This is a genomic window from Azomonas agilis (genome assembly GCF_007830255.1).
GTDB classification, from domain to species: domain Bacteria; phylum Pseudomonadota; class Gammaproteobacteria; order Pseudomonadales; family Pseudomonadaceae; genus Azomonas; species Azomonas agilis.
This window is the reverse complement of sequence record NZ_VLKG01000009.1, coordinates 75,255-87,687: the sequence shown is the minus strand read 5'-3', so window position 1 is coordinate 87,687 and position 12,433 is coordinate 75,255. Positions and strand designations below refer to the sequence as shown.

Below are 12,433 nucleotides of genomic sequence, written 5' to 3'. Positions count from 1 at the left end.
ACAGGAGATACTCATTAATGTGTTTTCAATCAGTCCAACATAGACAGAGCAGAAGAAGTGTTATTCCTCAACTCGCCGTCATTAGCAACAGGAAGCCGCCGTCCAAACACGAGACCGGACTTCAACTCACCGTCTAAACGATAACGGATAGGTTTATCCTTGCGCAGCAGACGTACAACTTGCTTCATGTTGCGCCAAAGGTTGGTATGCACTGGAACTTCATAATAAGCATGGCCATTAGCAGGCACCTCAACCCAAATGCCAGACTCGCCATTAGTTATTTCGATATCTTCCAAATGGACACGGTAGGTCAACCCCCGAACGGTTAGGTTTGCATCGTTGGGGTTGTCAATACGATAGCGAAATAGAAACTCTTGTTCTAAGGCTCGTGCCCGCACTACTTCAACTTGAGTCAACTGCACTTGAGGATTTTGGAAATGTTCGTCTACAAACCAGCTGGAGCAGCCTGGTAGGCAACTCAGTAGCCCTGTAAGGAGTAACAACTTGGTCAGGGTTCGCTGTTTCCGTGTAAAAGCAAACATTTTAATGCTCCAGCAGCAGTTCAATCTTTTAGTGGGCAGAAATTTCTGTTGGACTGCTCTATCCAAACCAACCACAAAAACACATAAAGTCAGTAACTTATTGAATTTGCAGTAATTAGGTAGACCAAGCGACTCAGCACAGCGAAAACGCAGAGCCCCTTTTAACGCAACAGAATGATCAGTAGATGACAAGGGCAAAAAATATGCTTTTGCCATTACCTTTGAAGAATACCTTGCAAGCCCTTACAAAAAAGTGACTTAAAGCAAGAAATCCACATCTAAAAATCATACACAAATAGCAATAAATCTCATATGAGATCAGAAAGACTAAGACTGCGACTAATCGAAGCACAGCCCTAAAGAAAGATGGCGAGAAGCGCCCTGCCGCAAATGGCAGGGGCTAGTAGGTAATAGGGATAGAAAGTTATAAAAGGAAGGTGTTAAAGATAGAACTTAATCAACAGCGGGCAATGCCTGTTACTGTGATACCGAAGCGCTCAACCAACAACAGCGCTGGGGTTTGCTCTTCATTAGGATCGGGATCAAAATCCAGCTCTTCATATTCCCGTTCTGCTTTTTGCGTCACCAGATCAATGGCTTCATCCAAATCAGGACGATGCTCGGATTTGATTTTGATCATGGAGGTGTTGCCGTTTTGGTTATACGCAATGATCCAAGTGGCCATATGCTCTTACCTCTCTCGGTCTTGTTATAAGCCGTACCCCTCAAAAATTTTGAGGGCGCTTTAGTCAGGCTAGACGGCTTTCTATAAATTGCCAAGATTGATTGGCATTTACTCAAATCATTTCTGATCAACGGTAAGGCTTACCACATCAGGTCATCAGGAACCTTGTATGCGGCGTAAGGATCATCTGCTTCTGGCTCTTCAGTTTGTGTGCTGAGCAAGATGATACGCTGAGCATCTCGCTCCTGAATTTTCAAGGCGGCATCTCGTGGAATGATTTCGTAAGCACCACCGTGTCGCACAATAGCTAGGGATCCCCGCGAAAGCTTGTCTCGCAGCATGGCATTAACAGCAATCCGCTTGACCTTTTTCCCGTCCACAAAATTGTAGTAATCATCCGTGTCTAATTTAGGTAAACGACTGCTTTCGATCAGTTGTTTAATCTGTGCTGTTCGAGCCTTTTGATCCAGCTTCTCTTGCTGCTGTCGATTCAGCTCGCGATCACGCTCCACTTTTTCCGTTTGGGCTTGTAAAGCTGCTTGGCGCACGCTGTCGTCTTTTTCTACTTGCCCTTTACGTTCCAGACGCTCTTGCTTCTGCTTTTGCTTGCCGGCCTGTTTAGCTTGTTTTTCATTGACCAGTCCAGCATTGAGCAGCTGGTCACGCAGGGAAAGACCCATGATTAACCCTTTGTATTCAGTAAACAATAGTGTGTCAGTCTGCAACTCAAACGCAACAAGTCAAGCTTTTTACCGCCCATTTAGGACTTTTCGTATTCTTTAGCTTGATTCCAAAACTGGTCTAACTCGGCCAGTGTATGTTGGTTAAAAGCTCGACTCGATTGCCCTACTTGGGACTCCAGATAACGAAAACGGCGCTCAAATTTAGTATTTGCAGCCCGCAACGCAGCCTCTGGGTCTATCTGTAAATGACGGCAGAGATTAACCACGCTAAACAGTAGATCCCCTAACTCTTCTGCAACAGCCACAGGATCTGATTGTGCTTCATGCACTTCGGCCAATTCTTCACGCACCTTTTCAAAAACAGGCTCCGGTGTCGCCCAATCAAAACCCGCCTGCGCGGCGCGCCTTTGCAATTTAGTCGCTCGACTAAGGGCTGGTAATGCTCGGGGAATATCTGCCAGCAGCGATAATTGCTCTGGCTCTTTAGCCTTTTCAGCACGCTCTTGGGCTTTGATTTCTTCCCAGCGCGGATGAATTTGGGATTCGTCTACATGTTGGCGCTCAATAGCAGCATAGAGTGCTCCTTGTGGGAATATATGCGGGTGCCGACGAATGAGTTTTTGGGTAATGCCATGCACCACATCCGTAAAGGCAAAGCGTCTTTCTTCTTGAGCCAATTGGCTGTAATACACTACCTGAAAGAGCAGATCTCCCAGCTCTCCGGGTAAATGCTCGAAATCAGCCTGCTCAATGGCATCAGCAACTTCATAGGCTTCTTCTAGGGTGTAGGGTACAAGGCTGGCATAGGTTTGTTTTAAGTCCCACGGACAACCCTGCTGTGGATCGCGTAAACGAGCCATGAGGTACAGTAAATCGTCAATTTGATACATATAATTTCTGCATGTCTGAGTGAGAACCAAGGGTATAAAACTTAACTTACCCTATGCTAGAGCCTCCAGAACTAATTGTCAGTTGGAGTTATCAGCCTATAACTCAGCCTCTTCAGACTAAAGTGGGGCTGCTGATGTATCTATTAATTTTGCCAGACTAAATCACCTCATCTTCTACTTAAGCTTTGTATTAGGAGCACTAATTACCCAAAATAATTTAAGAAGCACCTACACTAATTTAAGCTCGAAAAAACATATCTTAATGTTTCTAAAAGTCTAACAACAAAAATATGGAGACAATGTTATGACAGACAGCCATTCGGGTAATGCTGCTGCATACTGGTCAGCCAATCTTCGGCTAATCATCGGAAGTTTGATTGTTTGGACCCTCGTATCCTTTGGCTTTGGCATCTTACTACGTCCACTCTTTATGAGCGTGTATATAGGCGGTGCTGATTTGGGATTTTGGTTTGCCCAACAAGGATCAATCCTCACCTTTATTGTGCTGATCTTCTTTTACGCTTGGCGTATGAATAAGCTCGATAAAGATATGGGCTTTGAGGAGTAACCGACATGAGTCAATTTGTAATTAACCTGCTCTTTGTCGGAGCTTCCTTCCTGCTGTATATCGGGATTGCGGTCTGGGCACGTGCCGGATCGACTCAGGAGTTTTATGTCGCAGGTGGTGGTGTACATCCTGTTGCTAACGGTATGGCAACTGCGGCGGACTGGATGTCCGCGGCCTCGTTTATTTCTATGGCGGGCCTGATTTCTACAGGCTATGTCAATTCCTCCTTCCTGATGGGTTGGACGGGCGGTTATGTACTCTTGGCTATGTTACTTGCGCCTTATCTGCGTAAGTTTGGCAAATTCACAGTACCCGACTTTATTGGCGACCGCTTCTACAGCCGCCACGCTCGATTCATGGCCGTTATCTGCCTGATCATCGCCTCTACCACCTATGTAATCGGTCAGATGGCCGGTGCAGGTATTGCCTTCTCACGCTTCCTTGAAGTCAGTAATGAAGCAGGTATCTGGATCGCCGCCATTATCGTGTTTTTGTATGCCGTATTTGGCGGGATGAAAGGTATTACCTACACTCAGGTCGCCCAATATGTGGTGCTGATTGTAGCCTATACCATTCCGGCCATTTTCATTTCCCTACAATTAACAGGCAATTTGATCCCCTCTTTGGGATTAATCGGTACCCATGTTGATTCGGGCATGCCACTGCTGCAAAAGCTGGACGAAGTGGTGCGGGCGCTGGGCTTCCAAGACTATACCGCTGACGTTTCCAACAAGCTGAACATGGTGCTGTTTACCATGTCGCTGATGATTGGTACTGCCGGTTTACCGCACGTCATCATCCGTTTCTTCACCGTACCTAAGGTAGCTGATGCTCGTTGGTCTGCAGGCTGGGCTTTGATCTTCATTGCCATCTTGTACCTGACTGCTCCCGCTGTGGCCGGTATGGCACGCCTTAACCTACTTACAACCATTTACCCAGAAGGCCCAACCGCTCCTGCACTGGAATATGCTGAGCGTCCTAGCTGGATTAAAACCTGGGAGCAAACTGGCTTAATCAAGTTTGAGGACAAAAACAGCGATGGCCGCATCCAGTTCTATAACGATCAGGCTGATATGTCAGAGCGTGGCTGGAAGGGTAACGAACTGACCGTTAATAATGACATCCTAGTGCTGGCTAACCCTGAAATTGCTAATTTACCCGGCTGGGTGATTGGTTTAATTGCAGCCGGAGCCATTGCTGCTGCGCTATCGACAGCAGCGGGCTTACTCTTAGCCATTTCCTCGGCTGTCAGCCACGATCTGCTGAAAACCCTGATCAAGCCGGATATTTCGGAACGCAATGAGTTGATGGCCGCACGAATTTCGATGGCGTTAGCCATTGGGGTCGCCACTTACTTAGGCTTAAATCCGCCGGGCTTTGCGGCACAAGTGGTCGCTCTGGCCTTCGGTATTGCCGCCGCTTCCATCTTCCCGACCTTGATGATGGGCATTTTCTCTAAACGAGTGAATGATAAAGGGGCTACTTTAGGTATGGTGGCCGGTCTGAGCATCACCTTGCTGTACATCTTCACCTACCTAGGCTGGTTCTTCATCCCAGGCACCAACATGCTGGCTAATACTCCAGACAATTGGATCTTGGGAATTTCTCCACTGTCCTTTGGCGCTGTAGGAGCCTTAATTAACTTCGGAGTTGCGTTTGCAGTTTCCAATGCAACAGAAGCACCACCACAGGCCATTCAAGACTTGGTTGAAAGCGTCCGTTATCCGAAAGGAGCCGGTGCCGCTCTTGATCACTAAAACAGAATCTAATTTTCAGAGCTCTGGTTACAACTAAGCTAATGGTAACTTTTAGATCGGACTTCTTTAGCGAGATGTCCGATCTTTTTAACTGAACAGAAAACCAAAAATTATGCTTTGGAATCTTATTGCAACTGTTTTTGCAGGTTTAGGTACAGCCGGAGTGGGTCTACTGGCTTACTCTATCAGCCGAAAACGCCTCCCCAAATGGATTATTCCTATAGGTGCGGGGGTAGGCATGTTGGGTTATCAAATTTACGCGGAGTACACTTGGTTTGACTTTAAACAAACACAACTGCCCCGCTCTTCGGTCGTTGTTTCTTCCGAAACACACAGCATAGCGTGGAAACCTTGGACTTTTGTATTTCCCATGACCACTGTATTTACTGTTTTAGATAAGGAGAACCTACGGTATATAAGCGCAGATGACCAAGATATTGTTGAGTTTGTTTTATATCGTTTTGAAAAAGACTATAGCGAACGCGTAAAACCCCAAGGCTATTTATTAAACTGCCTAAATAGGGAAATGCTTAAAATTAACGAACACCGAAAACCCATATTGGACAGCATTCAAACTCTGAGCCCTGCTGATCCACTCAACTCATTAGTATGCTCTGACTGATGATGGAAGAATTATAAAACGCCCATACGCTGCCAAGCCGCACGGACTTCATCTTCAAACATGCCCAAACGCTGGCTATCTTGATCCGTCAGCGTTTTTTGATGGCTACGGCGCACGGCCTGTACAGTTTCCCGTAACAGACTACCTGTCATATTCCGGTAGTCCTGTAATACGCGCACGGCAGTCATGTACAGATCATCCGCCTCGACCCCTGAGCCTAAAGCAGCAGCGGCCAAGTATCCATAATGTTCAGTACTCAAACTGCGCTCACACAGAACTCGATTCAAACGCTGGCAATTTTCAATACTTACGCTGCCCGGCAATAAGGGATGAGCTATTCCAGCCCAAAATAACATCTGCACAGCAGCGTTAATTAAGTCACCTTGGTGCTGTAGGGCTGGGATCCTAAGCAAATCCGCAAAGGACTGCGGGCCTTCAGCCAAGGCTTTTAAAATAGGCCCAAATAAATCAGCAGTACCCTCTAGCGGGCCAATACGTGTTTCAAAACGCAGAGATCCTTGTGATGGAGCGCCCGGCAGTGCGGTGATTACTTGGTCACATAACCGAGAACGATGCCGCTCTATATCCAGAGGATGGCGACCTTTTTGATACAGATCGCGCCGCTCAGACTGATTGCGGGCCAAATCTTTAAAACTTTCCCGCTCGGCGGTCGTATTTAGAGACTCCATAAGCGGCAATAAATTACCGGGAATCGAGAGCGCATCAATGTTTTCTAAAGGAGTAGCACTACCCACATAGTAGCAGCCAGCATCTGCTTCCAACTCGGCCATTACCTGAGCCACTGGCAACGAATCCCAGTGGGGATTAAGCAGTTCATGCACCAGATATGCAGGATCATGCTGGCGAGCACGGCGCAGATATTCCACCGCCTGAGGGTGCTCGACAAAAAAGCCTGCTTTGGCCTCTGCCATACGCTCCAGCAAACTTAAGGCCTTGTGTACTCGTTGGGTTATGGGGCCAGATATATGCTCTGTATGCACCCGCAACAAAGACCTTAAGCCCGCCAAAAAAGCCATGCCAGGCTGGCACATATAGCCTAGATACAGCAACCCACCCGGCTTTAGACGCTGCTGAATAAAACGGTGGATAACAACACGCTCAGCCCCAGAAATCCAAGAATAAACCCCGTTGAGGACAATAAAGTCATACTCAGGCTGAAGTTCTTGGGCTTGGGTAGCGAGGGTCAAAAAATCAGCTTCGACAAAGTGCAGATTCGACAAATCGGCGGCAGAAGCCAAAGCCCGTCCGTGGGCAATGTGCTGCGGATTAAAATCGATTGCAGTAAAACGCCCTTGAGGATTAGCAGCAGCAGTAACTAAAGCGGTCAACCCCTGCCCACACCCCAACTCACACCAAGAGTAAGCTTGTGTGATATCTGGCCCATTAAACCCAAGAGCCGTAGCCACACTGGTCATCCAAACCGGAGTGACCTCACGCTGAAAGTGGTGCGGATAAGGAATATCCCTCACATATTGAGGTGTTTGCTGCATGCCTAAACCTTAGAATGAGAACTTCGCAGAAGCGTAGTAAGAACGGCCCGGTTCGTTGTAAGAGCCCGCACCCGCGCTACCGGCGTTAGTGCCTTCACGTTTGAGCTCTTTGTCAAACAGGTTGCTGATACCCGCACCGAAGCTCCAGTTTTTACCCAAATCGTAGTTACCGTTCACAGACCATAGCGTGTAACCGCCACGCTGTTTTAAAGCAGCTTCGTCGGTCACAGCAGAACCTGAAGCACTGCTGAAGCTACGGGGCTCTTGATAACCGTAAGTGGTCATACTGAGATTCAGGTTTAGGTCTTTAGTGGCTTGCCAATCGAGAATAGAGTTGATGGTGAATTCTGGAATCACCGACAGCACTTCGTGGGTTCGCTTGTTATGGTTTTCCAGCATATAGGTGAAGTTGGTATTCCAACTCAGGATATCCCCATTTACCCCCATCAGCGGGATATTCATAGTACCTTCCCAGCCGGCTACGATGGCTTTAGAGGCGTTTTCCCACTTCAGAATGCGCCCTGTAGTAGTTCCACCTGTTGTCTCTCCTACAGGAACAAAACCGGATTGAATTTTATCTTCGTATTCATTGCGGAAGTAGGTTAAACCTAGGTTCCAACCGTCTTTCACATAGGCGACCCCCAACTCCATGTTCCAGCTTTTCTCTTCATCCAAGGCGTCATTACCCTGTACATAGCAACCACCACCCGCACCAGTAACAGGGTTAATGATGCTTCGGTATTGATCTGGACAACCATTACCCATGGTGTAGTACAGATAGCTGCTGTTGGATTGATACAGATTGGGGGCTTTAATGGAGCGCGCAATACCACCCTTGATACTAAAAGCATCGGTGAAATTATAGGTGGTGTTAACACTAGGGCTCCAACTGGTAGCGAACATGGTGTGGTGATCCATACGCAAGCCCGGAGTTAAGGTCCAACGATCCGTCACATTCATCACACTTTCGGCAATCAGGGCAAAGTTTTCGTTGGTATTTTCCCGCTCACGACTATTAGTATCAACACCCGGAATTTGCTGTGTCCCAGAAATAGTTTGAGTTACTGAATAGGGATCGTCCAACACTTCTTTGGTGTATTCAAATCCTAAAGTAGCGACCTGATTTACCCAGAACTTGAAGGGAATATTGACCTCACCTTGCAGGCTATAGTTATCAAACTCGGAAGTGGACATAGTCGTATCCGTGCTGATACTACCCTCACCTCCCCCCGCCAAACCTTCGTTTAAGCGACGGTTACGCGTGTTCTCATACGAATAAATCAGAGAGGAGGTACCCCAATTCCAATGCCCTTTATGGGTCACGGAAAAGGCTTGGCGGTACATGATATTGGTTTCTGCTCCACCATCAGCCAACGTGGTCAATAACGCAGTACCGTCTCCTGAAACTGCACGGTCACCGGCGTAGATGTTACCTTGGCGACTGTAAGATCCTTCTACTTCCAAGGTTTGATTCGGAGTCAAATCCCAACGCAGCAAACCGCCAAGATCCCGGTTACGTACCCCTTCCCGACCGGCTGGAGGTGTTGTAGCTGTAGCACTATCAGCGATGTAAGCGCCGTTTAATGCCAAATCGTCGGCATCGGTTTTGTTGATGTTGCCATGCAGCCGATAACCCAGATTTTCGGCAATGGGGCCAGACAAACTGAAGTTATAGCGACGGCTGTAACCTTCGTATTCGCTTTCAGGCTGGTTGGTGTAGTACGACAGGGTGCCGTGGGTGTCGCCGGTGGGCTTTTTGGTGATGATGTTGACCACACCCCCCATAGCGCCGGAGCCGTAACGCGCTGCTGCTGGGCCACGCAGTACTTCAATGCGCTCTACCAATTCTGCCGGTACCCAGTTGGTATCGCCCCGTGTGTTCCGCTCACCGCTGCGCCCCATACGCACCGAGTTACGCGAACGCACTGGCTTACCATCAATCAAGATTAGGGTGTTTTCTGGGCCCATACCGCGAATGTCGATCTGGCGGTTGTTACCATACTGGCCGCTGGAGCTGTTACCCGTTAGGTTGACACCGGGCATTTTACGAATGATGTCGGACAGGTCATTAGCGGGCGGACGTTTACGAATATCCTCCGCGGTGATGATGGATACCCCCGGAGCCTGTTTCAGTTCTTCCGCAGCGGTGACTAATACATGCTCCAACTGTAAGGATTTTTCTGTAGCAGCCTGAGCATTATCCGTGGCGGAGTCCTCCTCTCCAACCTCATCTCCAATCACCATTTGCCCTAATACTGGAGAAGACAGACTCATAAGAGCTAAGGGCAAGTAACGCAGTTTGAAACAGGGGTACATTGATTACCTCCATCTAGACCCCTATATCCCTTGAGTACACGCTTGCTACGAAACTGAAAACAAAGCCTATGGAACTCTAAGGTTCTATATGAGTCTAATTGGGTTTATTAAGTGATAGTCAATATCATTTAATAATAAAATACATTTTAGGTCTATACATTTTTACCAAGGTAAAATAAGTAAAGACTCACAATTGACAATCTTTACTAAAAAACAGGCAGTTTTATTTGTACATAGGCACGCTATAGCCGAGCCTAAGGCTAAATCAGCTCAGAGCTGCCTAAAGCAAAACCAACTTATGAGAAGGGGAAAATAGCGTAAAATCAGTGTGATACAAGCCACCCAACTACACAGGCAACATGAACACAAGAAGGGCATCGAACGGTAAGCAGTAAAACATTGAATAACAATATGTTACAAATATTGTAATATATATATTATATTCGGTTACATAAATTGACCTTAGTCTCACCTAAGGCTAGTTCTAGCCTAGGCGAGCCATTGGATTTTCTAAAGATTAAAAAGAGAATTTTGCGGAGGCGTAGTAAGAACGGCCCGGCTCATTGTAAGAGCCCGCGCCCGCGCTACCGGCGTTAGTGCCTTCACGTTTGAGCTCTTTGTCAAACAGGTTGTTGATACCCGCACCGAAGCTCCAGTTTTTACCCAAGTCATAATTACCGTTAATAGCCCACAGGGTATAGCCGCCTCGTTGTTTCAACGCTGCCTCATCAGTGACATTGGTACCGGTGCTGCCACTAAAGGTACGCGGCTCTTGATAACCGTAAGTCGTCATACTCAGGTTCAAATTCAAATCTTTAGTCGCCTGCCAATCCAAAATGGAGTTAATCGTAAATTCTGGAATCACTGACAGTACTTCATGTGTTCGTTTGTTGTGATTTTCCCGCATATAGGTGAAGTTGGTATTCCAGCTCAGGATATCCCCATCCACCCCCATCAGAGGGATATTAATAGTGCCTTCAAAACCCGCTACGATGGCCTTAGAGGCATTCTCCCACTGCAGAACTTGGCCATAACCATCGGTACCCGCAGTCTGTGTCCCTCCCGTAGTTCTACCAATAGCGGTATAACCCGCTTGGATTTTGTCTTCGTATTCGTTACGGAAATAGGTTAAACCTAGGTTCCAGCCGTCTTTCACGTAGGCAATTCCTAACTCCATATTCCAGCTTTTTTCTTCGCTCAGACCATCATTACCCATCACATAGCAGCCTCCCCCTTGGTTTTGAGCCGTTACTGGGCAGCCATTCCCCATAGTGAAGTACAAATAATTGGTATTGGATTGATAGAGGTTAGGGGCTTTGATGGAGCGGGCAATACCCCCCTTAATACTGAAAGCATCGGTGATGTTGTAGGTAGTGTTAACGCTAGGGCTCCAGCTGGTAGCAAACAGGGTATGGTGATCCATACGCAAACCGGGGGTTAACGTCCAACGATCCGTCACACTCATCACACTTTCTGCAATCAGGGCAAAGTTTTCGTTGGTACTTTCCGATTTACGAGTCCCACCCTGAATGAGGTCAGAGGTTCCCCCATTGGCTGTAGACTGACTGTTAGAAAAGGGATCATCTAGGACTTCTTTGGTGTATTCAAACCCCAAGGTAGCCACTTGGTTAACAAAGAAGTTGAAGGGGATATTCACTTCACCTTGGAAGCTGTAGTTATCAAACTCGGAAGTGGACCTAGTCGCGTCCGTGTTAATACTACCCTCACTACCACCCGCTAATCCTTCGTTTAAACGGCGGTTACGTGTGTTTTCGTATGAGTAAATCAGAGAGGATGTACCCCAATTCCAGTGCCCTTTATGGGTTACGGAAAAGGCTTGGCGGTACATGACGTTGGTTTCTGCCCCACCGTCAGCTAAGGTGGTCAACAAGTCAGAACCTGTGCCCGACACAGCCCGGTCACCGGCGTAGATATTGCCTTGGCGACTGTAAGAACCCTCCACCTCTAAAGTTTGGTTCGGGGTCATATCCCAACGCAGCAAACCACCAAGGTCACGGTTGCGCACCCCTTCCCGACCCGCTGGAGCGGTTGTTCCTGTCGCATAAGCGCCGTTTAATGCCAAATCGTCGGCATCGGTTTTGTTGATGTTACCGTGCAGCCGATAACCCAGATTTTCGGCAATGGGGCCAGACAAACTGAAGTTATAGCGACGGCTGTAACCTTCGTATTCGCTTTCGGGCTGGTTGGTGTAGTACGACAGGGTGCCGTGGGTGTCGCCGGTGGGCTTTTTGGTAATGATGTTGACCACACCCCCCATAGCACCGGAGCCGTAACGCGCTGCTGCTGGGCCACGTAGTACTTCAATGCGCTCTACCAATTCTGCCGGTACCCAGTTGGTATCGCCCCGTGTGTTCCGCTCACCGCTGCGCCCCATACGCACCGAGTTACGCGAACGCACTGGCTTACCATCAATCAAGATTAGGGTGTTTTCTGGGCCCATACCGCGAATGTCGATCTGGCGGTTGTTACCATACTGGCCGCTGGAGCTGTTACCCGTTAGGTTGACACCAGGCATTTTACGAATGATGTCGGACAGGTCATTGGCGGGCGGACGTTTACGAATATCCTCCGCAGTGATGATGGATACCCCCGGAGCCTGTTTCAGTTCTTCTGCCGCCGTTACTAACACATGCTCTAGTTGTACTGCGTCTGAAGATGCGTTTCCCGCGTTATCCGTGGCCTGATCCTCGCCAATATCTTCCCCAATGGTCATTTGCCCTAAAGCTGGGGAAGACAAGCTCATAAGAGCCAAGGATAAATAACGCAGTTTGAAACAGGGTTGCATGGGTTTGCCTCCATCCAGACTCCCTATACCCTCTAAAGATTTCTTGGTGACAG

The 12,433-nt window shown here is 47.9% G+C and carries 10 protein-coding genes; 3 read left to right on the top strand and 7 right to left on the bottom strand.

Features of this window, described 5'->3' with window-relative positions:
* Positions 1–29 precede the first annotated feature (29 nt).
* The 4 genes from LX59_RS11980 to mazG all read right to left on the bottom strand — a co-directional run bounded on the left by LX59_RS11980 (position 30) and on the right by mazG (position 2,800).
* The gene (locus LX59_RS11980; protein ID WP_144572117.1) at positions 30–542 is read right to left on the bottom strand and encodes an LEA/WHy family protein; all 513 of its coding nucleotides are present in this window, start codon (positions 540–542) and stop codon (positions 30–32) included.
* A 457-nt stretch (positions 543–999) separates the two neighbouring features.
* Positions 1,000–1,227 (bottom strand): hypothetical protein, encoded by a 228-nt coding sequence (locus LX59_RS11975; protein ID WP_144572115.1) that lies wholly within the window; start codon positions 1,225–1,227, stop codon positions 1,000–1,002.
* Positions 1,228–1,367: 140 nt separating this feature from the next.
* On the bottom strand, positions 1,368–1,907 hold the full coding sequence (locus LX59_RS11970; RefSeq protein WP_144572113.1) for a DUF2058 domain-containing protein: 540 nt from the start codon (positions 1,905–1,907) through the stop codon (positions 1,368–1,370).
* An 80-nt stretch (positions 1,908–1,987) separates the two neighbouring features.
* Positions 1,988–2,800, bottom strand: coding sequence for a nucleoside triphosphate pyrophosphohydrolase (gene mazG / locus LX59_RS11965; RefSeq protein ID WP_144572111.1), 813 nt, complete (start codon positions 2,798–2,800; stop codon positions 1,988–1,990).
* Positions 2,801–3,104: 304 nt separating this feature from the next.
* On the opposite strand from mazG, the gene LX59_RS11960 reads away from it, so the two are divergent.
* The 3 genes from LX59_RS11960 to LX59_RS11950 all read left to right on the top strand — a co-directional run bounded on the left by LX59_RS11960 (position 3,105) and on the right by LX59_RS11950 (position 5,747).
* Positions 3,105–3,368: a DUF4212 domain-containing protein gene (locus LX59_RS11960; protein WP_144572109.1), complete on the top strand. Its 264-nt coding sequence runs from the start codon at positions 3,105–3,107 to the stop codon at positions 3,366–3,368.
* Between the two features lie 5 nt (positions 3,369–3,373).
* Complete coding sequence (locus LX59_RS11955; RefSeq protein ID WP_144572107.1) at positions 3,374–5,125, top strand: sodium:solute symporter family protein; 1,752 nt, start codon at positions 3,374–3,376, stop codon at positions 5,123–5,125.
* Positions 5,126–5,237: 112 nt separating this feature from the next.
* Entirely contained in the window at positions 5,238–5,747 is a 510-nt protein-coding gene (locus LX59_RS11950; protein ID WP_144572105.1) for a hypothetical protein, read from the top strand.
* An 11-nt stretch (positions 5,748–5,758) separates the two neighbouring features.
* Here LX59_RS11950 and LX59_RS11945 read toward each other — a convergent pair whose 3' ends face one another.
* The 3 genes from LX59_RS11945 to LX59_RS11935 all read right to left on the bottom strand — a co-directional run bounded on the left by LX59_RS11945 (position 5,759) and on the right by LX59_RS11935 (position 12,380).
* A complete protein-coding gene (locus tag LX59_RS11945) occupies positions 5,759–7,258 on the bottom strand; it encodes a class I SAM-dependent methyltransferase (RefSeq protein ID WP_246118749.1) in 1,500 nt (499 codons plus the stop codon).
* A 9-nt stretch (positions 7,259–7,267) separates the two neighbouring features.
* Complete coding sequence (locus LX59_RS11940; protein ID WP_144572103.1) at positions 7,268–9,574, bottom strand: TonB-dependent siderophore receptor; 2,307 nt, start codon at positions 9,572–9,574, stop codon at positions 7,268–7,270.
* Between the two features lie 517 nt (positions 9,575–10,091).
* Positions 10,092–12,380, bottom strand: a complete 2,289-nt coding sequence (locus tag LX59_RS11935) for a TonB-dependent siderophore receptor (RefSeq protein ID WP_144572102.1) — start codon at positions 12,378–12,380, stop codon at positions 10,092–10,094.
* Between the last annotated feature and the right edge of the window lie 53 nt (positions 12,381–12,433).

Coding starts and splice junctions, on each gene's coding strand:
- LX59_RS11935 (WP_144572102.1), bottom strand. CDS start 12,380: ATGCAACCCTGTTTCAAACTGCGTTATTTATCCTTGGCTCTTATGAGC.
- LX59_RS11955 (WP_144572107.1), top strand. CDS start 3,374: ATGAGTCAATTTGTAATTAACCTGCTCTTTGTCGGAGCTTCCTTCCTG.
- LX59_RS11980 (WP_144572117.1), bottom strand. CDS start 542: ATGTTTGCTTTTACACGGAAACAGCGAACCCTGACCAAGTTGTTACTC.
- LX59_RS11975 (WP_144572115.1), bottom strand. CDS start 1,227: ATGGCCACTTGGATCATTGCGTATAACCAAAACGGCAACACCTCCATG.
- LX59_RS11940 (WP_144572103.1), bottom strand. CDS start 9,574: ATGTACCCCTGTTTCAAACTGCGTTACTTGCCCTTAGCTCTTATGAGT.
- mazG (WP_144572111.1), bottom strand. CDS start 2,800: ATGTATCAAATTGACGATTTACTGTACCTCATGGCTCGTTTACGCGAT.
- LX59_RS11960 (WP_144572109.1), top strand. CDS start 3,105: ATGACAGACAGCCATTCGGGTAATGCTGCTGCATACTGGTCAGCCAAT.
- LX59_RS11950 (WP_144572105.1), top strand. CDS start 5,238: ATGCTTTGGAATCTTATTGCAACTGTTTTTGCAGGTTTAGGTACAGCC.
- LX59_RS11945 (WP_246118749.1), bottom strand. CDS start 7,258: ATGCAGCAAACACCTCAATATGTGAGGGATATTCCTTATCCGCACCAC.
- LX59_RS11970 (WP_144572113.1), bottom strand. CDS start 1,907: ATGGGTCTTTCCCTGCGTGACCAGCTGCTCAATGCTGGACTGGTCAAT.